The sequence below is a fragment of the Prevotella sp. P4-51 genome, assembly GCF_002251455.1.
In the GTDB taxonomy this organism is placed as follows: Bacteria; Bacteroidota; Bacteroidia; order Bacteroidales; family Bacteroidaceae; genus Prevotella.
Genome location: NZ_NPJM01000065.1, coordinates 171,834 through 194,532, shown reverse-complemented (window position 1 = coordinate 194,532; position 22,699 = coordinate 171,834). Strand labels below are relative to the sequence as shown.

Here is a 22,699-nt window from a genome sequence, read left to right as displayed (position 1 = left end):
TTTTAATATTGTTTGCAGAATATACAACCTCAAGAATATCCTTCTTCAAAAGTTTCTGTTGTTTGTATTTTTCAATTACCAAAATCTATGATCCGTACTAATATCATCACCAGAGAAATCGAATCGTTTTTTTTGCAATCTATTGACATACCTTATATTTCGTTCATCTTGATTTTTGGGATATTTTTGCAAATCATCTGCATATATGCTTACATACACCGAATTATCAAACAATTTATGAATACCATCTCCAAAATACTTCCAGAATGATTTTGTATAGTGATTTTTGAATTCATTACTAATTTCTGTCCGAACTATCCATACGCTTCTGTTATCTTGCGATTGACTCAATACTCCTCCGTGAAATAAAGCTATTTTAGAAATTTTAGCAAGCAACATTTCTTCTGTCATCGGAATGTTACCTAAGTTTAAAAATATAAGTATTTTCATTTTAAGTTGTGTTAAGATAGGAAACTAATACCTATAATATTGTTCTTTGTTGTAACAATATCAAGGTTTAATCGATATCAACAGACTTTCTTTTATAGGAATTGTCATTTATTGACTACAAAGATAAAGAATCTTATTCAGACGAAAGAATAAATCATTGGAAATCTTTATTCTGGCATCACATTTCTGTAATTTGAGGCGATTTGTGGTAATTAACGCTACAAATCGCCTCTCATTGTCATTATCTGGATAAACCTTGTGACTTCTTTTTTGGTGGTGCTCCTAATCCAAACTTCTGTGTTCCGTCCCAATTCGTGAGTTGGTCAGCACAACCATTGGAGCCACCGAGTGAAACGTATGTATCTGCGCTGCAAGACATGTAGTTAATGAACGAAAGGAAGTTCTGAATGAGGGGTTCGGTATAAACAACCTCATCGGTAGCAAAGAGTTTTGTCCAGTGTGCGACACATTCTCTCCGATAGTTGCCACAACCATTCCAATCCATGCTCGCGAGAAATCTTTCAACTGCAAATTTTGCTCCTTGTGGAGAGCGAAGCGCAATGTTGGTTTTTGTGGCAGTAGCCATAATACCATAATAGATTGCTTTGGTTTCTTTCTCATAGAAATCTATTCTGCTTGATTGCGAAAAGGCTTGAAGCTGTTCATGACCTTCACTAATAATACGGTCAAGTACACCTTGGTATCTGTCTTGCCTTGCCTGTTCCTCACGTTTTGCCTCCGCTTCTTGCTCCTTGCGGTCTTCCACACGTTTAACAGCTTCAATTAGTTCAAGCTGTTTTGTCAAGTCGTTCCAATGAAGAACCAAGATTTTGTATTTCTCCCATAGAGTATTGTAATCAGTCTTGAGTTTTGTAATGTCCTCGTTTTTTGAGACTAATTGGGTATTAAGCCTTTCAATAACAACATCCTTTTGAGCCGTTACTCGTCTGACAGCATTTTCGTCAAGCTGCGATATGTGTTGCTTCACTTTTGCATTTTCAGCCTTTAGCACTTCATTCTCATTCTGCAATGCCTTATTCTCAATAATCAGTTTGTTGAGTTGCTGCATATAGTAAGTGTAAGTTTTGTTGACAGATGCTCGTATACCATTATTCTGCTTGTCACGTTCAGCGTTGATGGCAACGACAAGAGTCTTAATAGCATCATTGATGTTTGTTGTCCGTTCCTCTCGCCAAGTCTTTTGTCCGATAAGTGCAGGAATAGGAATGGCAAGTTCTTTCTTAACGGCATCCATTGCCTCTTGAACAGGTGTCTTGATATTGAGAAGAGGGAAGGTGAGCTCTTGCTTGTCAACAGTGGCAAGAACAGCGTATTTCTCTACCTTGTCAAGAGCAGCTTTCGCCTGTCGCTCGGCTTCGAGAACCACCTTGTTTCTTATGCCTTCGTCCTCGTTTCTCCTCCTCGGACAATTCATTGTAAGGGATGCCGCGTGCAAGACCATACTTGCGGCCTACCTCATTGTGATAGTCTGTATGAAGTTGCGAGAGATAATCTCCCCATTTCTTGCTTCGATGTAGTAGGTATCCTTCTGCAACTCATCAAGTTGCAACTTAGGGTTAAGGTGCGCAACGCCTCTACCCAGGGTACACACACCACGAATACGGCTACCCTGTAAGTGTTGCGATTAGCCGAAGGCGTCATCCATAGCAGCCTGGCGCGACGCTTGGTGGCGGCAGATATCAGAGAGTGTACTCTCGGCAACATCCACCCCCACGCACCGCCGCATAGGGCGGAGCCCTGAAAAGAATCAAGACTTTTTGCGGCATCTTCGCCCCTGCAGGCGGCACGGCGAGAGAACGCCTTATGCACCGCAGCCCCACCTTATTTATATATACCCATCCACAGCCTACATCCGCGCCGGCGGGCATCATCTCCACGCCAATAGAGGCTATCGTCTGCACCGTGCGCACATTTTTCGTCCCGTTGTGGTTCAAGGTAAAATATTTTTTGTACTTTTGCGATGTAAATGACATAAGCTATGGATAGCAGACAATTATACCAATTGTACCAACAACACCCCACCGTAACCACCGACAGCCGCAACTGTCCGGAGGGAAGCATCTTCATCGCGCTCAAGGGCGCCTCGTTCGACGGCAACCTTTTCGCCGACGCCGCCCTCGACAAGGGCTGTGCCTATGTGGTGATAGACAACAAGGAATACTATAAGGACGACGGCCGACACATCCTGGTCGACGATTGTCTGACCACCTTCAAGGAGCTGGCACGCGAGCACCGCCGCCAGTTCGACATCCCCGTGATAGGCATCACGGGCACCAACGGCAAGACCACTACCAAGGAACTCGTATCGGCTGTGCTCGCCGAGCGCTACTGCGTGATGCACACCGAGGGCAACTTCAACAACGATGTGGGAGTGCCCAAGACGCTGCTGCGACTCAACGACACCCACGAGATAGCCGTAGTGGAGATGGGCGCATCCCATCCCGGAGACATCCGCGCGCTGGTCGAGTATGTCGAGCCCACCTGCGGCATGATTACCAATGTGGGCCGAGCCCACCTGCAGGGCTTCGGCTCGTTCGAGGGCGTGATGGCCACCAAGGGCGAACTCTACGACTTCCTCGCTGCCCACCACTGCCAGACCTTCATCGACGCCGCCAACCCCTACCTCACCGCCATGGCCGCCGAGCGCCATCTCGACGACACCATGACCTACTCTGCCGATGCCGCAAGCCCTGCCGACGTGATGGGAAGAGTGGTTAGCAGCGCCCCGTTCCTCTGCTTCGAGTGGACCCACGGCGCCACCTACCGCGTGCAGACCCACCTCATAGGCACATACAATATCACCAACATGCTGGCAGCCATCACCATCGGACTCCGCTTCGGCGTGAGCCCCGAGCAGATATGCCATGCTCTCGAGCACTACATCCCGATCAACAACCGCTCCCAGCTCACCGTGACCCAGCGCAACTCGCTCATCGTGGATGCCTACAACGCCAACCCAACCAGCATGAAGGCGGCGGTAGACAACTTCGCCTTCATGCAGGTAGACCACAAGATGGCCATCCTCGGCGACATGCGCGAACTGGGAGCCGCCTCCCACGAGGAGCACCAGCGCATAGCAGACCACATAGCCTCTCTCGGACTCAAGGATGTGTGGCTCGTGGGCGAAGAGTTTGCCCATACCGACACCGCGTATCGCAAGTTTGCCGATGTGGAGGAGGTCAAGCAAGCCCTCGCCGACAACGACATACGCGACCATTATATCCTCATCAAGGGCAGCAACGGCATACACCTCTACGAGTTGCCCCCACTGCTTTAACACCGACAACATGAAAATAGGACTTGACGCCAAACGCATCGTGCGCAACGGCACGGGGCTGGGCAGTTACGGACGCAATCTGGCCAACGACCTCGCGGGCATCATCGATGCCGACACCCGTCTGCTGCTCTATGCCCCCGACGCCGGACGCGACGACCTGCGCACCCAGGTACGCACCACCGCCAATATGGACTTTGTCTACCCCCGCGGCCACATGCCCAAGTGGCTCTGGCGCTCGTGGGGCATCGTGGGCGACCTGCGCCGCGACGCCGTAGACCTCTACCACGGACTCTCGGGCGAGCTGCCGCTGGGCATCCATCGCAGCGGCATCCGCACGGTGGTCACCATCCACGACCTCATCTTCATGCGACATCCCGAGTACTACAACCGGGCCGATGTGAAGATATACACATGGAAGTTCCACCGCACCATAGCCCAGGCAGACCGCATCATAGCCATCAGCGAGTGCACCAAGCGCGACATCATGCACTACGGACACGTAGACCCCGACCGCATCGAGGTTATCTACCAGAGCTGCAGCACCCACTTCAAGTTGCGCGAGAGCGATGCCAAGCTCCAGGATGTGCACGCCCGCTACGTGCTGCCCAGCCGTTACATCATCAACGTGGGCACCGTGGAGCGACGCAAGAACATACTGCTGGCGGTGAAGGCGCTGCAGCACATAGACGATGTGGCGCTGGTCATCGTGGGCCGGCAGACCGACTATGCGCAGGAGGTCAAGGACTACATCGCCGCCCACGGACTGGGCGACCGGGTGCGCTGGCTCAGCGGCGTGCCCAATGCCGACCTGCCCTCGCTCTACCAGATGGCAGAGGCGTGTGTCTACCCCTCGCGCTACGAGGGTTTCGGCGTACCCATCATCGAAGCCATCCAGAGCGGACTGCCTGTAGTGGGCTGCACGGGCAGTTGTCTGGAAGAGGCGGGAGGCCCCGACTGCCTCTACGTAGACCCCGACGACGACCGCGCCATGGCCCATGCCATCAGCCAGGTGCTCGTGGGAGCTCCCGGGCGCGACGAGCGCATAGCCCGCAGCATGGAATATGTAGCCCGGTTTGAGGGCAACAACGTGGGAGCCCAGGTGCTCGATGTCTATCGCCGCGTCATCCGGGGATAGACCGCGTCCCGACCGCTCCCCCGCATCTTGAGCCTCGCCGATGCTCGCTCGGGCGTACCCGAGCGAGCCATAGATACGATTATCATCACGTTTGCAGATGCCGCAAGCCATCTGCAAACGTGTTTTTTTATCCCCCACGGTCATCAGACTTTGCCCCACGCCGTTTGGGCGGCAGCCCTGCGCCACCGGCCGTCCCTTGCCCCTCGCCCCGCCTGTCCTCGCTTCGCCGTCAGCCACGGTTGCCGACCCGCAGTAGTCGTCACGCCGCCCGCACCACAGCCCTGCGCCCACGCCCATCGGCGCGCCGCGAGCCGAGGGTGGGGCTGTGGTTTTTAGGCTGTTGGCTGCAATATTTGTCCGCGTCCGCAGTTTTTCAGCCACCGTCTTCGCCGTTGTCCTTACTTTTTTTTATATTTGCACCATATTATACATATAGACAGTTACCATTATGAAAATCATCAAGCACTGTATGTTAGCGTTGGCACTCATGGCCGCCATGCCCTCATGGGCACAGACCGACGAGGGCGTGACGCGTTATGTCAACCCGTTTATCGGCACCGGCCAGGTAGATGCCCACAGCCTCAAGGGCGGCAACTTCCCCGGCGCCACCACTCCCTTTGGCATGGTCCAGCTGAGCCCCGAAGAGTTTGTATGCCCCAATGGCGACGGCGCGTCGGGCTACGACTACAGCCTGAACACCATCTACGGCTTCGCCCACACTCATCTGAGCGGCACCGGCTGTGTAGACCTGCTCGACGTGATGATGCAGCCATCGGTAGAACCCATCACCCGTCTGCAGGGCGAAGACCTCTACCCCGCCACCTTCAGCCACGACAACGAGAAGGCCTCCGTGGGATATTATGCGGTTCGCTTCGACGGTTCTGGCATCAACACCGAGCTCACCGCCACCACCCGCACGGGCATGACCCGCATCACCTATCCCGCAGGCAAGCCCCAGACGCTGGCGTTCGACATGAGTCACGCCGGGCAGAACCGTGGCGGCGACCGCAAGACCATCATCTTCAATTCGCAGCTGCGCCTCGTCAACGCCACCACGCTGGTGGGCTACCGCATGCTCAGTGGATGGCAGAAGGCGCGCAAGGTCTATTTCTACGCCCAGTTCTCACGCCCCGTAGTGGCAAAGACATTCCGCCAGGGCAAGGAGGTCTATGTAGACGGCGACGTGGCCAACGGCCGCGACACCCGCTGCTTCCTCGACTTCGGCGCGTCGGGCGAGCCCCTCATCGTCAAGGTGGCGCTCTCGCCCGTGAGCGTAGACAATGCCCGCGAGAACATGGAGGCCGAGAACCCCGGATGGAGTTTCGAGGCTGTCCAGCAGCAGGCAGTGGCAGCCTGGGAGAAGGAGCTCGCCAACATACGCATCGACGGCACCGACGACCAGAAGGCCATCTTCTACACCGGCCTCTACCACGCCTATATCCAGCCCAACACCGTCTCCGATGTCAATGGCGCCTACACCCGCTCCGACTTCACCGACGCGCGTTTGCCCGAGGGCGAGACCCACTACAGCACCTTCTCCCTCTGGGACACCTTCCGTGCCTGCAACCCGCTTTATGCACTGCTCAAGCCCGAGCGAGTGGGCGATATGGTCAAGAGCATGCTGCGCCAGTACGACGTCTATGGCTATCTGCCCATCTGGCAGCTGTGGGGGTCTGAAAACTACTGCATGATAGGCAACCACGCCATACCCGTCATGGTCGACGCAGCCCTCAAGGGCCTGCCCGGAGTCGACGCCGAGCGCGTCTACGAGGCTGTGCGCGGCACCTCGATGCGCGAGCACCGCCAGTCGCCATGGAAGTTGCTCGAGCAGTATGGCTATCTGCCCGAGACACGACAGATAGAGTCTGTCTCCATCACGCTCGAGAACGCCTTCGACGATGCCTGCGTGGCGCGACTCGCCAAGCACCTGGGCAAGATGGACGACTATGAATACTTCAACCGCCGTGCCCACCTCTACCGCAACCTCTACGACGAGAAGACAGGTTTCTTCCGCGCCAAAGACGAGAACGGCAAGTGGATGGAGCCATTCAATCCGTACACCTACCGACCCAAGGGCATGCACCCCTATGCCGAAGGCAACGCCTGGCAGTACAACTTCTTCGTGCCCCACGATGTGCCCGACATGATCAGCCTCATGGGTGGCAACAAAAAGTTTGAGAAGGAGCTCGACCACCTCTTCGCCGACACCACCCGAGTGGACCTCGACGGCGGCGGCAATGCCAGCGGATTTATAGGACAGTACGCCCACGGCAACGAGCCCAGCCACCACTGCGCATACCTTTACAACTGGGTCGGCGCAGACCGCAAGGCGCAGTATTACACCAACAAGGTGATGACCGAGCAGTACTTCAACCGCATCGACGGCTACTCGGGCAATGAGGACTGCGGACAGATGTCGTCATGGTACATCTGGTCGAGCATGGGCTTCTACCCCGTAGACCCCGCGTCGGGCGTATACAGCTTCGGCTCGCCCCAGCTGCGCCGCGCAGACATCACCCTCGCCAACGGCAAGACCTTCACCGTAAAGACCAACCGCCGCGGCGCCGACGACTGCTACATCAAGGCGGTCAAGCTCAACGGCAAGAAGTATAAGAAGAACTACATCACCTACGCCGACATCATGGCAGGTGGCACCCTCGAGTTTGTCATGGGCAAGTAGTCTTCCAGAGTCATAGCCAGGGGCAATAGCCCCAGAATCGCCCCCAACTGAAGCCCCTCCCCAACCCTCCCCAAGGGGCGGGAGTCCTATCCCGCTGTGTTTAAGGCACTTGGATGGCGCTCCTTCCCCATGTGAAAGGTCGGGAGGGGCTTCTGTTGGTACTCCTTCACCTTGAAGAAGGCTGGGATAGGCCAGCAGTTGGAGCTCCTTCACCTTGAAGAAGGCTGGAATGGGGCTTCCGTTGTAGCTCCATCCCCTTGAAGAAGGCTGGGATAGGCCAGCAGTTGGTGTTCCTTCCACTTGGAGAAGGCTTTAGGAGGGTTGGAATGGGGCTTGATGTGGAACTCCCGCCCCTTGGGGAGGCTTCGGGGAGGGGCTTACACAAGCTGCGGCAACTCTGTAGGAGTTGCGATTCCCCAGCCCAGGGTTGCGGGCGAAGCACGCTACCCTGGGTATCCACCCCACCAGCCATGCAACGCTGTAAGTGTTGCGATTAGCCGTAGGCGTTACCCTCAGGGGAAAATTATCAAATGTTCCAAACCCGAGAACGTTCCCTCATGGGAAAATTATCATAAAATATAAACCGGGAAAACCACGCTGCGGGTAACGCCTACGGCTAATCGCAACTCCTTCAGAGTAGCTTTATCTTTTATCATTGTACCCAGAGTAGAGGCGCTGCGCACCTCAACCCTGGGCTATGAAATCGCAACTCCTACAGAGTTGCCAAGGGTGCGCACCATCCTCTCACCGCACACCACGGGCACCCACACACCCCGACCGACCAACCCATCGCACCCCACGGACACCCACACACCCCGACCAACCAACCCATCACACCCCACGGACACCCACACAACCCTACCAGCCAACCCATCGCACCCCAAGGACACCCACACACCTCAACCGACCCAACCCGTCACACCCCACGGATAACCACACGCCCCGACCGACCATCGCATCGCACCCCATGGACACCCACACACCCCGACCAACCAACCCATCACACCCCACGGATAACCACACACCCCGACAGACCAACTCTGTGAACCACGTGACCATCGCCACATTTTTTCTGATGACCTCTGCGAAAATTATGACTATCTCCACAAAATTTCTGATGACCTCCACAAATCTCCTGACCATCTCTGCGACGCTGGAGACCACCTCTACAAATTTCCTGACCAACTCCGCCGGCTCGTATCGTCCGAAACGCGTGTTCGTGCCTTCCGAAACGCGTGTCCGTGCCTTCCGAAACGCGCATCCGCGCCATACGACACGAGCCAGCGAAGTGGCTTTTGGCATTACTATCGGCGTCTTCGGATGATGCTAAACGCCATGGCGGCCTTCTTGAACTCACCAATATTAAAAATAAAGGAGATTTATTTTGTAATATCTTCGGTTTGCACTAACTTTACATAAATTAGGGCGGCACCTCAACAATACAAAATGAAAATACATACGTTTTTTCTTTGTATTGTCTTCGGTTTGCACACTTTACGGCATAGCCGTGAAGTTAGGCGGCACCTCAATAGTAAAAATAAAGGAGATTTATTTTGTAATATCTTCGGTTTGCACTAACTTTGTGCAGAAAATTACGACAGATGAATTCATCCGATATTATTGGCAAATTGAAAAGCCGTTATCTGTGGGGCAACCTTTGCGCTATGGCACTGGTGGTGCTGGCATTGGTGATAGGGGTGAAGTTCGCCCTCGACGCCTATACCCATCATGGCGAAGCCATAACCGTGCCCAACCTGAAGGATAAGCGCTTTGCTGACGCCGACCGTATCATGGCCGACCTCAATCTGGTGATGGTGGTCAACGATACCGGCTATGTCAAGACTCTCCCTCCCGACTGCATCCTGAGCCAGTCGCCTGCAGCGGGCGACAAGGTGAAGTCGGGACACGTAATCTATGTCACCATCAACTCGCTGCATACCCCAACCCTCACCATTCCCGACGTGATAGACAACAGTTCGCTGCGCGAAGCTATGGCGCGACTCTCTGCCATGGGCTTCAGGCTCGGCACACCCCAACGCGTGCCCGGCGAGAAGGACTGGGTCTATGGCATCACCGTACACGGACGCCATGTGTCGGCGGGCGACCGCGTGGCTGTCGACGACCCGATAGTGGTACAGGCTGGCAGCGGCATGGTAGACGAAGCCGACTCCATCAACTTTATCGACCCGTTTGACGAGAACGAGTCGGCGGGCGAGGTGGACGAATTTGAAGAGGTCAAGGCTCCGCCGACGGCAGCCGAATAGGCTCGGGGGCTACACCTTATTATATATATAAAGCATCATGACAGACGAAGACATCAACCTGCAAGATATAGACGAACTCGAAGGCGAACCCCAGCTCTACGAGCACTTCAGATTTGTCGTGGACAGCGGCCAGGAGCCGCTGCGCATAGACAAGTATATGCTCGAAAAGCTGCAGCACTCGAGCCGCAACCGCATACAGCGTGCCGCCGATGCCGGTTTTGTGCATGTCAACGACCGCCCCGTGAAGCGCAACTATCGCGTGCGCCCGGGCGATGTGGTCACGCTCATGCTCGACCGTCCGCGCCACGACACCTCTATCGAGGCCGAGGACATACCACTCGATGTGGTCTATGAAGACAGCCAGCTGATGGTGGTCAACAAGCCCGCCGGCCTCGTGGTTCACCCCGGCGTGGGCAACTTCACGGGTACGCTGGTCAACGCCCTCGCCTGGCATCTGCGCGATGTCGAGGGCTACGACCCCAACGATCCCGAGGTGGGTCTGGTGCATCGCATAGACAAGGATACGAGCGGTCTGCTGGTGGTAGCCAAGACTCCCGACGCCAAGACCAAGCTGGGACTGCAGTTCTTCAACAAGACTACACATCGCAGCTACAATGCCCTGGTATGGGGAAACGTCAAGGACGACGAAGGACGCATCGAAGGCAACATCGGGCGCGACCCTAAAGACCGTCTGCGCATGGCTGTATTTGCGCCAGACTCGGGCATAGGCAAGCCCGCCGTGACCCACTACCGCGTCATCGAGCGGTTTGGCTATGTCACCCTCATCGAGTGCATTCTCGAGACCGGTCGCACCCACCAGATACGCGCCCACATGCGGTCGATAGGCCATCCCCTCTTTGCCGACGAGCGCTACGGTGGCATGGAAATCCTGCGCGGCGAGCGCAGCGCCTCCTACCGCGCCTTTGTGCAGAACTGCTTCTCACTCTGTCCGCGGCAGGCACTCCACGCCCGCACACTGGGTTTTGTGCATCCCACCACGGGCAAGCAGATGGACTTCACGTCTGAGTGGCCTGAAGACATGCGCCAGCTCATCGAGAAGTGGCGTACGTTTATCGCAGGAACAACCAAAAATACTTTTGCAGAGAACTAAACAAGGATAAAGATGAAAGAACTGAAAAGAAACATCGCCATCGTTTGCGGCGGCGACTCATCAGAGCACGATGTCTCTATGCGCTCGGCACAGGGCATCTATTCGTTTTTCGACAAAGAACGTTACAATGTATATATCGTGGATGTCAAAGGACAGGACTGGCACGTGCAGCTCGCCGACGACACCACTGCCCAGATAGACAAGAACGACTTCACCTTCGTATGCGACGGTAAGGTCGTCGAATTTGACTACGCCTACATCACCATCCACGGCACCCCCGGCGAGAACGGACTGATGCAGGGCTACTTTGACCTGCTCCATGTGCCCTACTCCACCAGCGGCGTGCTGGTCGAGGCAATGACCTTCGACAAGTATGTGCTCAACAACTATCTGAGAGGCTTCGGCGTCAACGTGGCCGACAGCATCCTGGTGCGCCGTGGCGAGGAGATCGACGAGAACGAGGTGGCACGCCGTCTGGGTATGCCCTGCTTTGTCAAGCCCGCTGCCGACGGTTCGAGCTTCGGCGTGTCGAAGGTGAAAGAGCCCGACCAGCTGGCTGCCGCACTGCGCGTGGCATTCATGGAGAGCAACGAGGTGATGATAGAGCGCTATATGCAGGGCACAGAGATAAGCATAGGCTGCTACAAGACCAAGGAGAAATCGGTGGTATTCCCCGCTACCGAGGTGGTGACGAGCAACGAGTTCTTCGACTACGCCGCCAAGTACAACGGTCAGGTGCAGGAGATTACGCCTGCCCGCATAGCCGACGCCACCGCCAAAGCCGTGGCCGAGGAGACCAGCCGCATCTATGACATCCTGCACTGCAACGGCATCATACGCATCGACTATATCATCACCAAGGATGCCGAGGGCAACGACTGCATCAACATGCTCGAAATCAACACCACACCCGGCATGACCGCCACCAGCTTCATCCCACAGCAGGTGCGCGCCGCCGGCCTCGACATCACCCAGGTACTGAGCGAGATTGTGGAGAACCAGTTCTAACCTACAGAACTTCCGCTTATGAAAATTCCTGAACAATTTGACCCCATCCGTCCGTTTGAACCCGACGAGTTACCGGACGTCTTTGACCGCCTGCTCCAGAACGAGCAGTTCAGCAGCGTGCTGGCCTATCTCTACCCTGACGTGCCCAAAGAGGCGCTGGCTGCCAAGATGCACGCCTGCAAGGACAACCTCGATTTCCAGAAGACCTTCTGCTACGGTTTTCTTGTACAGCTGCTGGCGCGGCTCAGCAAGGGATGCGACATCGACATCGCATCGCTCGACACCGACAGCCGCTACACCTTCATCAGCAACCACCGCGACATAGTGCTCGATTCGGCACTGCTCGACAAGCTGCTGATAGACGCGGGCTTCAACACGACATGTGAAATCGCCATCGGCGACAATCTGCTCAAGCTGCCCTGGGTCAAGGACCTGGTGCGCGTCAACAAGTCGTTTATCGTAGAGCGTGCCCTCTCCATGCGCGAGATGCTGATGGCGAGCAAGCGGCTGAGCGAGTACATGCACTTCGTCATCGCCGAGAAGAACGACAACATATGGATAGCCCAGCGCGAAGGCCGCGCCAAGGACAGCAACGACCGCACCCAGGAAGCCATACTCAAGATGATGGTGATGGGCGGCGATGGCTCTATCATAGACCGCCTGAAGCAGCTGCACCTCGTGCCCCTCGCCATAAGCTATGAGTACGACCCTTGCGACTATCTCAAGGCTGCCGAACTGCAGGCGCGCCGCGACAACCCCAGTTGGCAGAAAGGCCCGATGGACGACGTGACAAGCATGCAGACCGGCATCATGGGCTACAAGGGATACATACACTACCAGTGTGCCGACTGCATAGACAGCTACCTCGACACCATCCCGGCAGACACGCCCAAGACCGAGCTCTTCCGCCTCATCGCCGACCACATAGACCGGCAGATATTTGCGGGCTACCGCCTCTATCCCAACAACTACGTGGCGCTCGACCTGCTGCACGGCGACTCTGCCCACGCCGACCACTACACGGCTGAAGACAAGGCGCAGTTTGAGGCTTACCTCAAGGGCCAGCTGGACAAGATAGAGATGGAGGGCAAGGACGATGCCTATCTGCGCGAACAGATGCTCAAGATGTATGCCAACCCGGCTATCAACCAAATGGGGCTGTGATATGAGATACTGGCTACTGGGCGTGATGGCAGTGGTGATGGCGGCTTGCGAGAGCAGCAGCTACGACTCGGGCGACGGACACTACTCGTATATGCAGGCTGAAATGGTCGACGCATATACGAAAGACAAGGGCGTGATAAGCCGCGTGGTGACCGACGAGGGAAAGGCGCTGCAGCTGCAGCCCACGATTACGGCAAAATGGGCGGCAAAGGCCGACACGCTGTATCGTGCCCTGTTCTACTACGACTATCACGACGCAGCCACCACCGTCAAGCCACGCTCTATCGGTGCGGTGCCGGTGTTGCGGCCTGTAGAGACCACACGCCCCGACACGCTGCGCACCGACCCGCTCGGACTCGAAAGCGCATGGCGCAGCACTACCGGGCGCTATATCAACATGAGACTGGCGCTCAAGGCGGGTGCCAAGGACAACGGAGAGATGGGGCGCCAGACCGTGGGCGTGAAGTGTGACACCCTACGCACGGGCAGCCGCGAGCAGTTTACCTTCACGCTGCTGCACAACCAGAACGGGGTGCCCGAATACTACACCCAGGTGGCGTTTGTGAGCATCCCGCTCGACGAGAGGGCACAGGAAGCCGACATCGTGGTGCGCGTCAACACCTACGGCGGACTCATGGAGCGCCGATATTAGACCGAAACCCATACCCCAAACAAAAAAAGATGCACAACATGCTGCTGGCAGCGCGTTGTGCATCTTATATATTATATAATGTATAGTCGTTATACTCCGAGCTTGATGGCGAGCTTCTCAAGCATATCGCGGGTCATGGCGTCGAGGTCGTAGCGTGGACACCAGTCCCACTCCTCGCGCGCACAGGTATCGTCGAGACGGTCGGGCCAGCTCTCGGCTATGCTCTGCTTGAGTGGGTCTACATCATAGACCATCTCAAAGTCGGGCTTGTACTTCTTGATGGCCTGGTATACGGTCTCGGGACCGAAGCTGAGCGATGCGATGTTGAACGCATTGCGGTGAACGAGGCGCGAGGGGTCGGCCTCCATCACGTCGATGGCTCCCTTGAGCGCGTCGGGCATGTAAATCATATCCATCAGTGTGCCCTCCTTGATAGGACATACGAAGCGCTCGCCGCGAACTGCCGAGTAATAGATGTCGACAGCATAGTCGGTGGTGCCGCCACCAGGAGGAGTGACATAGGAGATGACTCCGGGGAAGCGCACGGCACGGGTATCGACGCCATACTTATTGAAATAATAGTCGCTGAGCAACTCGGTGGTAACCTTGGTGACGCCATACATGGTGCGGGGACGCTGGATGGTGTCCTGGGGAGTCATCATCTTGGGTGTAGATGGTCCAAAAGAACCTATCGAGCTGGGTGTGAATACGGCGCAGCCATGTTCGCGAGCCACTTCGAGTATGTTCCAGAGTCCATCGATACCTATCTTCCATGCCAGACGAGGCTTGGACTCGGCCACTACCGACAGGAGCGCAGCCAGATTGTAGATGGTGTCGATATTATACTGCTTTACCACGCTGGCTATCATCTCGCCGTTGGTGACATCAGCCTCGGCCGACGGACCACTCTCCAGCAACTCTCCCTTGGGCTCTGCGCCCTTGATATAGCCAGCTACTACATGGTCGTTGCCATAGATTTTTCTCAATTCACGCGTCAGCTCAGAACCAATCTGGCCTGTAGAGCCGATGACCAAGATATTTTTCATGTGTCAAGTACTTAAAATTATGGGTGCAAATTAACTAATTTTTTTTGAGACTAAGGAGAAAAAAGCTATAAAAAAACCTTTTTACCCGCAGATTAACAAAAAAAACAGGCAAACGCTTTTATTTGTCGAAAATAATGCGTTATTTTGTAGTCTAACAAGAACTAAAACGTGAACAAACATGTACGGTAAAATCAAAGAACAGCTCTGCGCTACTCTGGAAAATCTCAAGAGCGCAGGTCTTTACAAAGAAGAACGCATCATCGAGAGCCCCCAGGGTGCTGCCATCCAGGTCAAGGGCGAAGAAGTGCTTAACTTTTGTGCCAACAACTATCTCGGTCTGTCCAACCATCCCCGCCTCATCGAGGGTGCCAAGCAGATGATGGACCGTCGCGGTTTCGGTATGTCTTCGGTTCGCTTCATCTGTGGTACTCAGGACATCCACAAGGAACTTGAGGCTGCCATCAGCGACTACTTCCATACCGAGGACACCATACTCTATGCCGCCTGCTTCGACGCCAACGGCGGTCTCTTCGGCTCTTTCCTCACCGAGGAAGACGCCATCATCTCCGACGCCCTCAACCACGCCTCTATCATCGACGGTGTGCGCCTGTGCAAGGCCAAGCGCTACCGCTATGCCAACGCCGACATGGCTGAGCTTGAGAAGTGTCTGCAGGAGGCTCAGGCCCAGCGCTTCCGCATCATCTGTACCGACGGTGTATTCTCGATGGACGGCAACGTGGCTCCGATGGACAAGATCTGCGACCTCGCTGAAAAATACGACGCCCTCGTCATGGTCGACGAGTCTCACTCGGCTGGCGTGGTAGGTGCTACCGGTCACGGCGTGAGCGAACTGTGCAATACCTATGGCCGCGTAGACATCTATACCGGCACACTGGGCAAGTCGTTTGGTGGCGCCCTCGGCGGTTTCACCACCGGCCGCAAGGAAATCATCGACATGCTGCGCCAGAGCAGCCGTCCTTACCTCTTCTCCAACTCGCTGGCTCCCGCCATTATCGGCGCCAGTCTCGAGGTGTTCAAGATGCTCAAGGAAGACAACTCCATCCATGACCATCTGGTAGAGAATGTCAACTACTTCCGCGACAAGATGCAGGCTGCCGGCTTTGACATCAAGCCCACCCAGAGCGCCATCTGCGCCGTGATGCTCTACGACGCGCCGCTCTCTCAGCGCTATGCCAACCGTCTGCTCGAGGAAGGTATCTACGTCACGGGCTTCTACTATCCTGTAGTGCCCAAGGGCGAGGCCCGCATCCGTGTGCAGCTCTCTGCCGCCCACACCCGCGAGCAGCTCGACAAGTGTATCGCCGCCTTCATCAAGGTGGGCAAGGAACTTGGCGTGCTCAAATAAACCCGATTTCGTTTTCAAGATTATAGCCGCAGGCACATTCTCAGTGATGAGGAACGCCTGCGGCGTTTTTGTGTCCAGCCGCAAGACGGGCGGAAAAGATGCCATTTTCCCTGTCTATAGTCAAAAAAAGCGGAAGATAAGTTTGGCATTAACGGAAATTGTCTTAATTTTGTAACCATAGCCATCGGCCATCGGCTATGGCTGTCATCTGAAATACTATACACCAAACCTAACGACTGAACTATGAGTGTACTGAAAGAGAACGCAAGACTTGACAAGTACCTTGCCCAAAGCCTCATCAAGGAGAACGAATATACCGAGACCTACCGTGTGATAGACGACAACGACAACATCTATTTTCTCAAGCTGTATATCCTCAAGAAGACTCCAGAGCGCCTCATGGACACTGCCACGCACGAGGTCTACACCATCGAGCGCTGCAAGAAACTTGTCAATGAAAACATCGTCTCCTTCATCGATTCGGGCAAGGTCCACCTGGACTGCGGAGAGTGCCACTACTTCGTCACCAATTATTTCACCGGCGACGTGCTGATGGACAAGCTCGCCCGCGAAGGCAGGATGGATGCCGACACCGCCCTGAATATATATAGAGGTATTCTCAACGGCCTCGGCTACCTGCACCGTCAAGGCCTGTGCCACAACGACATCACTCCCCGCAACATCATGCTTTCCAAGGTGGCTGGAGGCATTCCCGAAATCATCGATATGGGGCACACAGCGCCGCGATGCAATGGAAAGACACCCTTTGAGGTGGCAGACCTGGAGGTGGAGTACTGCGCCAACGAGACCTTCATGGGCCTCTACGACGAGCAGAGCGACATCTTCTCTGCCACGGCCGTCCTCTACACCATGCTCTTCGGCGCGGCTCCGTGGGAGATGACCTTTACCGAGGGCATGACCAGAGCGCGCCGCTTCGCGCTCATCAAGGAGAAGCGCAAGTCAGAACAACTCTCGCTCGAGGGTGTGGACCTCGACGACAAGACCACCCGCATCCTGCAGAAGGGTCTGGCGGTGAAATACGAAGACCGCTTCAAGTCGGTCGAGGAAATCATCAGCCTCATCGACGGCAAACCCTGTCAGGAGACCACCGGTGCCAATGCACCGGGACAGTCCTCTGGCCACAACACCCAGCAGGCGGAAGACAACCCCAACGCCGTAACGTTCAGCGTGGAGCAGCAGAAGGGCAACGGATTTGCCGACATCGCCGGCATGAAGGAACTCAAGGACATGCTCTACCAGCGCGTAATCTTTGTCATCAAGAACAAGGAACTGGCAGAGCGCTACAAGCTCACGCCACCCAATGGCATGCTGCTCTATGGTCCTCCCGGATGCGGCAAGACGTTCTTCGCAGAAAAATTCGCCGAAGAGACGGGCTTCAACTTCCTCATGGTCAAGACCTCAGACCTGGCGAGCATCTACATCCACGGTTCGCAGGAGAAGATAGGCAGTCTCTTCAAGCAGGCACAGGAAAAAGCACCGTCTGTGCTGTGCTTCGACGAGTTTGACGCGCTGGTCCCCAACCGCTCCAACATCGACAACACGAGCATGTCGGGCGAAGTCAACGAGTTTCTGAGCCAGCTCAACAACTGCTCCAAGAAGGGCATCTTTGTCATCGCCACTTCCAACCGCCCCGACAAAATAGACCCGGCTGTGCTGCGTACCGGCCGCATAGACAAGCAAATCTACGTGCCGCTGCCCGACCTCGACGCGCGCAAGGAGATGTTCATGCTCCACCTCAAGGACCGCCCCTACGACGAGACAGCCATCGACGCCCAGCATCTGGCTGAGCTCTCCGACGGATACATAGCCAGCGACATCGCCTATATAGTAAACGACGCAGCCATGACGGCAGCCTTCACCAACCAACTCATCAGCCAGGAACTGCTCGAGACCTCCATCCGCAACACGCGCCCCTCGATACGCCCCGAGATAGTCAAGATGTACAAGGAGATAGAAGAGAAGATGCAGGGAGTGGAGCGCCGCAACATGGAACGCCCGCGCATAGGTTTCAACGCCTGACAGAAGCAAGAGATCAATAAACCATATACATCCTAACAACCAAAACCCAAAGATTATGACAAATGTAGATTTAATGAAAGAGTTCCTCAGCTCACAAGGTTTCAAATACGAGCAGGACGAAGACAACGACATCTTCTTCAAGTACCAGATGCGCAACTTCATATTCATGGGCAGCGACAACGACGAGACATTCCTGCGTCTGGTCATGCCGGGCGTCTTTGACGTGACCGAAGACAACCGCGCCGGCGTCCTCGAAGCCACCAACGCGGTGAGCGTCTCGATGAAGGTGGTCAAAGCCACTATCGTCAACGACAATGTGTGGCTCTCTGCCGAGCTGCTGATAGACAGCACGCCCGTCTTTGACGACATTATCCCCAGAGTGCTCGATATTCTGCTTGCCGCCCAGCAGGAGTTCTACAAGCAGATTAACTGACGCTGTCGCCCTGGTCGCCACGGCGACAACCGACCCATACGAAAAAGATGCACAACGCGCTGCCAGCAGCATGTTGTGCATCTTCTTTATATGGACTACGGCCAAGCCGATGGCTCAGCCAGCCCCACTGATATTCGTCCGCCCCGCGGCAAGTGTTTCCTCACAGTTTGCCTTCCTCGCGATAACTGTAGTAGGCGCCATCGGTGACGATGACATGGTCTATCAGTCTGATACGCATGGTCTCACAGGCTTTGCGCATGAGGTCGGTAATGCGGTCGTCATCGCGGCTGGGATGGCAGTTGCCACTGGGATGGTTGTGGCAGAGCGCCATCACGGTGGCATTGCAGAGCAGAGCCTCGCGGAGCGCCACCCTCACATCGACCGCCGTCTCGCTGATACCACCATGGCTCAGCCGCAGCACCTTGATGAGCCTGAACGACTGGTTGGCCAGCACCACCCACGCCTCTTCGACATCGAGGTCCTGCATACGGGGATGCATCTCGCGATAGATGGCGTTGGCGCTGTCCATGCGCGGGCGTTCCTCGGGTCGCGACACCTGTCGGCGACGGCCCATTTCACAGGCGGCCTGAATGGTCACCGCCTTGGCCAGTCCCACGCCCTTGTATCGCTGCAGCTCGGCAAGCGAGAGTTTGCCCAGCTGGTTGAGATTGTTGCCACAGTCGGCCAGTATCTCCTTCATCAGGTCTACAGCGCTCTTCTCGGGAGTGCCCGACCCGATGAGGATGGCCAGCAGCTCGGCATTGCTCAGCGCCGACGCTCCCAGGCGGGCCAGCTTCTCACGCGGACGGTCTTCCTCTGCCCACTGGTTGATACTCAGACTGCCGGAGGTCATTTATAGAAGGTTTTTTCGTAAGCACTGAACTCACTCTTGCCACACACACAGCGCTTCCACCACGCCGAGAGGAAGCCGCAGCCATAGCCCGTGAGCTGGATGAAGGCCGAGGCGATGCTGAGCACACCCACGCGCAGACTGCGCGCCGAGCGGGTGGCGTCGATGCAGATGATGAGCGAATAGAGCACCAGCGGAGCCAGTGCCAACGCCATGAGCCATGGTCCGGCAGTGGTCTGCGGGCAAGCAGCCCATACCCCTGCTCCCACCAGAGCCATCACCACCAACAGCGCCACACCCACGGTGAAGACCATAGGCAGCAGATGGACGAGCTTGAGGCTCTCGGGATATTTCTTGTAGAGGTTGATGCGCGCGATACCGCTGTTGTAGACCTGCCGCCAGAACTTGCGGAAGTCTGTACGGCGCTTGTGCCACACCCAGGCTGCGGGGAAAAGGCGGCAGCGGCATCCTGCCTTGAATATACGGATAGAGAAGTCGATGTCTTCGCCAAAGCGCATACGCGAGAAACCACCCAGACGCTCATAGACATCACGACGGATGCCCATATTAAACGAGCGGGGATAGAATTTGTCCAGTTTCTTCTTGCCGCCACGTATTCCGCCGGTGGTAAAGAAGCTCGTCATCGAGTAGGAGATGGCTTTCTGCACCGGAGTAAACGACGGATGGGCACTGTCGGGGCCACCAAAAGCATCGCACTCGCGCTCTGCCAGTTCGGCATCTACCGCCGAGAGATAGCCCGGAGGCAACACCACGTCGGAGTCGAGCACGATGAGATACTCTCCCTGCGCCCGCTCCGCACCATAGTTGCGGCTCTGGCCAGGGCCCGAGTTCTCCTTATTATAATAGTGCAGGTCTAATCGGTCGGCATATCGGTCGCACACGTCGCGGCAAGGCACTGCCGACCCGTCTTCGACCACCACCACCTCAAAGTCACGACACTCCTGGCGCGTAAGGCTGTCGAGCAGCTCGTCGACCTCATCGGGACGGTTGTAGACGGGTATGATAAAACTATATTTCATGTCAGTAGTACAGATAGGATTGATGGTATTGAAACGCAGACAACCTATATCTCAGAACACCCACCATGGTGGCCCCGGAGATATAGGTTGTCACAAAAGTATAGGGTGCTGCGCGATTACTCGCTTACACGACCCAGATAGCTGCCATCACGGGTATCGACCAGGATGGTCTCGCCCTCGTTGATAAACAGAGGCACGCGTACGGTGGCACCCGACTCGAGAGTAGCGGGCTTGGTGGCGTTGGTAGCGGTGTTACCCTTTACGCCGGGCTCGCTGTGAGTAATCTTCAGAGTAGTCTTTACAGGCATCTCGGCGAGCAGGATAGTGCCGTCAGTTGTATCGGTTACAACCTCTACCACATCACCTTCCTTCATATACTCCACACCGGTAATCTGGTGTGCAGGGATTGGAATCTGCTCGAAAGTCTCCTGATTCATGAAGATACGGCCTGTGGCATCCTCATAAAGATACTGGTAAGGACGGCGCTCCACGCGAACATCCTCGAGCTTGAAACCAATCTGGAATGTACGCTCAAGCACACGGCCGTCAGCAACATTCTTCAGCTTGGTTATCATTACTGTGTTACCCTTACCCGGCTTTCTGTGCTGGAAGTCGATGCAAGTCCAAATCTTGCCATCCATGCGGATGCAAGTACCGATTTTGATTTCCTGTGAGTTAATCATATTGTTATTATAATGTTGTTGTCTGCTAAAAGCGGTGCAAAGTTACTACTTTTTTATAAAAAAACATCTAATTCTGACCGAAAAATGTCTGAGTTCTTTGTTATTTCAAAAATTATGCGTACTTTTGCAACCCAAAAAGGCGTCTATGCTTCCACCGGCATCATGGCCAGGGAGACGGCAGCCGTTTCAGAGACAGAAATAATAACAAATAAAAGATAAGCATAAGATGAAAAGAACATTTCAGCCACACAACCGTCGTCGTGTAAACAAGCACGGCTTCCGTGAGAGAATGGCAACAAAGAACGGCCGCCGCGTATTGGCTTCTCGCCGTGCTCATGGTCGCAAAAAGTTAACCGTTTCTGACGAGCACCACGGCAAATAATGTCGTTGACGTTAATCCGAAACAAAAAGGAGCGAAGATTACCACATCTTTGCTCCTTTTTGTTTATACCCCTATCACTCCGGCACACGCATCTCTCGCTGCTCGCATCCTCTCCGCCAGCGCCATCACTCCTACCTCCCCTGCTATCTACCTGACCACCATTACCACGACCACGCAACAAAGGCACGCAAACCCATATCGGACGACACGAGCCACCAGTGATAATCATAAATCTTGTGGAGGTAGTGGGCACACCCCCGAAAGGAAGCGTGCTTTTATTAAAATGGTTAATTCATTTGGTAATCAGAAAGTTTCCTCGTATATTTGTATAATTATCAAGAGGAATTGCTTATGTGCAAATTTGAAGAAATAGAAGGTTGGCGTTTTTCCAATGACAAGACCATCCGAGAGATCAAAAATGCCGTGCATGAGGAGGTATATTTGAGGCGAATATATCTCATCATTAGCATTTTGCTTGCTTATATGGGAACTATTAGCATGCAAGCTCAATCATGCGAGGGACGAGTGTACCTAAAGAATGGTATCCAGCAACTCTATGAAAGTAATGACCGAATAGACTTGCCACGCAAGAAAAAGGATGTTCAAGTTTATAGAAACTTCTTTTCTCGCCAATGCACTAGCGATGTGATACCTTTCGCCAACATTGATTCTGTAGTAGTGTGGAATGCCACCTCCAAGCAAAACGTACGCACACTTGTTCCCTTGGAAAATGTGGGATGGAGCTGGCTATATGTTAACCACCCACGATTACAAGTCTATATTTATGCCTCCCAAGGTTATTCCGTGACGGACATGGGAGGGATGAAAGCTTGGCAAGGTAACACAGTAGCAGCAATGTTTTTCATCCCAAGCAAGACGGCTTGCGACTTCTATATCAGACAGGCTGATGGCAAGCTTATATGTCTGGGAGATACCTATAAGAAATGCGACAAACCCTTTATCCGAGAACTTTGCCACTGTGTAGGACTTTCGCAGGAATGGGAAAAGAAACTCATTGGACTAGGTGAACACAACCGAAGTTCTATGATACAACGAGTGATAGAAGTATTAGATGACAAACAATAAATAACAACTAA

Annotated in this window: 21 protein-coding genes; 15 read left to right on the top strand and 6 right to left on the bottom strand. The window is 54.7% G+C overall.

The window, feature by feature from the left end; translation table 11 throughout:
- Positions 1 to 75 precede the first annotated feature (75 nt).
- Both CIK94_RS12035 and CIK94_RS12030 read right to left on the bottom strand, forming a co-directional pair.
- Entirely contained in the window at positions 76 to 450 is a 375-nt protein-coding gene (locus tag CIK94_RS12035; protein WP_094387859.1) for a hypothetical protein, read from the bottom strand.
- A gap of 241 nt (positions 451 to 691) precedes the next feature.
- Complete coding sequence (locus tag CIK94_RS12030; protein ID WP_144008391.1) at positions 692 to 1,837, bottom strand: hypothetical protein; 1,146 nt, start codon at positions 1,835 to 1,837, stop codon at positions 692 to 694.
- Between the two features lie 612 nt (positions 1,838 to 2,449).
- Here CIK94_RS12030 and murF point away from each other — a divergent pair.
- From murF to CIK94_RS11980, 9 genes are all read left to right on the top strand, one after another.
- On the top strand, positions 2,450 to 3,748 hold the full coding sequence (murF, locus tag CIK94_RS12020) for a UDP-N-acetylmuramoyl-tripeptide--D-alanyl-D-alanine ligase (protein WP_094423155.1): 1,299 nt from the start codon (positions 2,450 to 2,452) through the stop codon (positions 3,746 to 3,748).
- 10 nt (positions 3,749 to 3,758) lie between these two features.
- A complete protein-coding gene (locus CIK94_RS12015) occupies positions 3,759 to 4,883 on the top strand; it encodes a glycosyltransferase family 1 protein (protein WP_094387863.1) in 1,125 nt (374 codons plus the stop codon).
- A gap of 448 nt (positions 4,884 to 5,331) precedes the next feature.
- On the top strand, positions 5,332 to 7,563 hold the full coding sequence (locus tag CIK94_RS12010) for a GH92 family glycosyl hydrolase (protein ID WP_094423154.1): 2,232 nt from the start codon (positions 5,332 to 5,334) through the stop codon (positions 7,561 to 7,563).
- A 1,093-nt stretch (positions 7,564 to 8,656) separates the two neighbouring features.
- Positions 8,657 to 8,887, top strand: coding sequence for a hypothetical protein (locus CIK94_RS14140; protein WP_144008390.1), 231 nt, complete (start codon positions 8,657 to 8,659; stop codon positions 8,885 to 8,887).
- A gap of 277 nt (positions 8,888 to 9,164) precedes the next feature.
- Positions 9,165 to 9,827 carry a PASTA domain-containing protein gene (locus CIK94_RS12000; protein WP_094387866.1) on the top strand — a complete coding sequence of 221 codons (663 nt, stop codon included), beginning with the start codon at positions 9,165 to 9,167 and terminating at the stop codon, positions 9,825 to 9,827.
- A gap of 37 nt (positions 9,828 to 9,864) precedes the next feature.
- The gene (locus CIK94_RS11995) at positions 9,865 to 10,938 is read left to right on the top strand and encodes an RluA family pseudouridine synthase (RefSeq protein ID WP_022310341.1); all 1,074 of its coding nucleotides are present in this window, start codon (positions 9,865 to 9,867) and stop codon (positions 10,936 to 10,938) included.
- Positions 10,939 to 10,950: 12 nt separating this feature from the next.
- Positions 10,951 to 11,946, top strand: a complete 996-nt coding sequence (locus CIK94_RS11990) for a D-alanine--D-alanine ligase (RefSeq protein ID WP_094423152.1) — start codon at positions 10,951 to 10,953, stop codon at positions 11,944 to 11,946.
- A gap of 18 nt (positions 11,947 to 11,964) precedes the next feature.
- The gene (locus CIK94_RS11985) at positions 11,965 to 13,110 is read left to right on the top strand and encodes a 1-acyl-sn-glycerol-3-phosphate acyltransferase (protein WP_094423151.1); all 1,146 of its coding nucleotides are present in this window, start codon (positions 11,965 to 11,967) and stop codon (positions 13,108 to 13,110) included.
- A gap of 1 nt (position 13,111) precedes the next feature.
- Entirely contained in the window at positions 13,112 to 13,762 is a 651-nt protein-coding gene (locus CIK94_RS11980; protein WP_158216577.1) for a NigD-like C-terminal domain-containing protein, read from the top strand.
- 89 nt (positions 13,763 to 13,851) lie between these two features.
- On the opposite strand, the gene CIK94_RS11975 is transcribed toward CIK94_RS11980, so the two are convergent.
- Positions 13,852 to 14,808, bottom strand: a complete 957-nt coding sequence (locus CIK94_RS11975; protein ID WP_022310345.1) for an NAD-dependent epimerase/dehydratase family protein — start codon at positions 14,806 to 14,808, stop codon at positions 13,852 to 13,854.
- Positions 14,809 to 14,986: 178 nt separating this feature from the next.
- Between CIK94_RS11975 and kbl the strand changes: the two genes are divergently transcribed.
- The 3 genes from kbl to CIK94_RS11960 all read left to right on the top strand — a co-directional run bounded on the left by kbl (position 14,987) and on the right by CIK94_RS11960 (position 18,647).
- Entirely contained in the window at positions 14,987 to 16,174 is a 1,188-nt protein-coding gene (gene kbl / locus CIK94_RS11970) for a glycine C-acetyltransferase (RefSeq protein WP_094387236.1), read from the top strand.
- A 243-nt stretch (positions 16,175 to 16,417) separates the two neighbouring features.
- On the top strand, positions 16,418 to 18,214 hold the full coding sequence (locus CIK94_RS11965; RefSeq protein ID WP_094423149.1) for an AAA family ATPase: 1,797 nt from the start codon (positions 16,418 to 16,420) through the stop codon (positions 18,212 to 18,214).
- A 55-nt stretch (positions 18,215 to 18,269) separates the two neighbouring features.
- On the top strand, positions 18,270 to 18,647 hold the full coding sequence (locus CIK94_RS11960; protein WP_022310348.1) for a YbjN domain-containing protein: 378 nt from the start codon (positions 18,270 to 18,272) through the stop codon (positions 18,645 to 18,647).
- Positions 18,648 to 18,807: 160 nt separating this feature from the next.
- On the opposite strand, the gene radC is transcribed toward CIK94_RS11960, so the two are convergent.
- The 3 genes from radC to efp form a co-directional block, all read right to left on the bottom strand.
- Positions 18,808 to 19,500: a DNA repair protein RadC gene (gene radC, locus CIK94_RS11955; protein ID WP_094423148.1), complete on the bottom strand. Its 693-nt coding sequence runs from the start codon at positions 19,498 to 19,500 to the stop codon at positions 18,808 to 18,810.
- Positions 19,497 to 20,537, bottom strand: a complete 1,041-nt coding sequence (locus tag CIK94_RS11950) for a glycosyltransferase family 2 protein (protein ID WP_094387870.1) — start codon at positions 20,535 to 20,537, stop codon at positions 19,497 to 19,499. The genes radC and CIK94_RS11950 overlap by 4 nt, the downstream gene beginning before the upstream one ends.
- Positions 20,538 to 20,653: 116 nt before the next feature.
- On the bottom strand, positions 20,654 to 21,220 hold the full coding sequence (gene efp, locus CIK94_RS11945; RefSeq protein WP_022310351.1) for an elongation factor P: 567 nt from the start codon (positions 21,218 to 21,220) through the stop codon (positions 20,654 to 20,656).
- Between the two features lie 12 nt (positions 21,221 to 21,232).
- Between efp and CIK94_RS11940 the strand changes: the two genes are divergently transcribed.
- The 3 genes from CIK94_RS11940 to CIK94_RS14680 all read left to right on the top strand — a co-directional run bounded on the left by CIK94_RS11940 (position 21,233) and on the right by CIK94_RS14680 (position 22,688).
- Positions 21,233 to 21,439, top strand: a complete 207-nt coding sequence (locus CIK94_RS11940) for a hypothetical protein (RefSeq protein WP_094387871.1) — start codon at positions 21,233 to 21,235, stop codon at positions 21,437 to 21,439.
- 7 nt (positions 21,440 to 21,446) lie between these two features.
- A complete protein-coding gene (gene rpmH, locus CIK94_RS11935; RefSeq protein WP_004351099.1) occupies positions 21,447 to 21,602 on the top strand; it encodes a 50S ribosomal protein L34 in 156 nt (51 codons plus the stop codon).
- Between the two features lie 351 nt (positions 21,603 to 21,953).
- Positions 21,954 to 22,688 carry a hypothetical protein gene (locus CIK94_RS14680; protein WP_216821944.1) on the top strand — a complete coding sequence of 245 codons (735 nt, stop codon included), beginning with the start codon at positions 21,954 to 21,956 and terminating at the stop codon, positions 22,686 to 22,688.
- Positions 22,689 to 22,699 lie beyond the last annotated feature (11 nt).

What these genes read in the sequence shown, in the direction of transcription:
- CIK94_RS11950 (WP_094387870.1), bottom strand. Translation starts at nt 20,537, where the DNA reads ATGAAATATAGTTTTATCATACCCGTCTACAACCGTCCCGATGAGGTC.
- kbl (WP_094387236.1), top strand. Translation starts at nt 14,987, where the DNA reads ATGTACGGTAAAATCAAAGAACAGCTCTGCGCTACTCTGGAAAATCTC.
- CIK94_RS11995 (WP_022310341.1), top strand. Translation starts at nt 9,865, where the DNA reads ATGACAGACGAAGACATCAACCTGCAAGATATAGACGAACTCGAAGGC.
- radC (WP_094423148.1), bottom strand. Translation starts at nt 19,500, where the DNA reads ATGACCTCCGGCAGTCTGAGTATCAACCAGTGGGCAGAGGAAGACCGT.
- efp (WP_022310351.1), bottom strand. Translation starts at nt 21,220, where the DNA reads ATGATTAACTCACAGGAAATCAAAATCGGTACTTGCATCCGCATGGAT.
- CIK94_RS14680 (WP_216821944.1), top strand. Translation starts at nt 21,954, where the DNA reads ATGTGCAAATTTGAAGAAATAGAAGGTTGGCGTTTTTCCAATGACAAG.
- murF (WP_094423155.1), top strand. Translation starts at nt 2,450, where the DNA reads ATGGATAGCAGACAATTATACCAATTGTACCAACAACACCCCACCGTA.
- CIK94_RS11980 (WP_158216577.1), top strand. Translation starts at nt 13,112, where the DNA reads ATGAGATACTGGCTACTGGGCGTGATGGCAGTGGTGATGGCGGCTTGC.
- CIK94_RS12000 (WP_094387866.1), top strand. Translation starts at nt 9,165, where the DNA reads ATGAATTCATCCGATATTATTGGCAAATTGAAAAGCCGTTATCTGTGG.
- CIK94_RS11960 (WP_022310348.1), top strand. Translation starts at nt 18,270, where the DNA reads ATGACAAATGTAGATTTAATGAAAGAGTTCCTCAGCTCACAAGGTTTC.
- CIK94_RS11940 (WP_094387871.1), top strand. Translation starts at nt 21,233, where the DNA reads ATGTTGTTGTCTGCTAAAAGCGGTGCAAAGTTACTACTTTTTTATAAA.
- CIK94_RS12035 (WP_094387859.1), bottom strand. Translation starts at nt 450, where the DNA reads ATGAAAATACTTATATTTTTAAACTTAGGTAACATTCCGATGACAGAA.
- CIK94_RS11965 (WP_094423149.1), top strand. Translation starts at nt 16,418, where the DNA reads ATGAGTGTACTGAAAGAGAACGCAAGACTTGACAAGTACCTTGCCCAA.
- CIK94_RS11985 (WP_094423151.1), top strand. Translation starts at nt 11,965, where the DNA reads ATGAAAATTCCTGAACAATTTGACCCCATCCGTCCGTTTGAACCCGAC.
- CIK94_RS11990 (WP_094423152.1), top strand. Translation starts at nt 10,951, where the DNA reads ATGAAAGAACTGAAAAGAAACATCGCCATCGTTTGCGGCGGCGACTCA.
- CIK94_RS14140 (WP_144008390.1), top strand. Translation starts at nt 8,657, where the DNA reads ATGACTATCTCCACAAAATTTCTGATGACCTCCACAAATCTCCTGACC.
- CIK94_RS12015 (WP_094387863.1), top strand. Translation starts at nt 3,759, where the DNA reads ATGAAAATAGGACTTGACGCCAAACGCATCGTGCGCAACGGCACGGGG.
- CIK94_RS11975 (WP_022310345.1), bottom strand. Translation starts at nt 14,808, where the DNA reads ATGAAAAATATCTTGGTCATCGGCTCTACAGGCCAGATTGGTTCTGAG.
- CIK94_RS12010 (WP_094423154.1), top strand. Translation starts at nt 5,332, where the DNA reads ATGAAAATCATCAAGCACTGTATGTTAGCGTTGGCACTCATGGCCGCC.
- rpmH (WP_004351099.1), top strand. Translation starts at nt 21,447, where the DNA reads ATGAAAAGAACATTTCAGCCACACAACCGTCGTCGTGTAAACAAGCAC.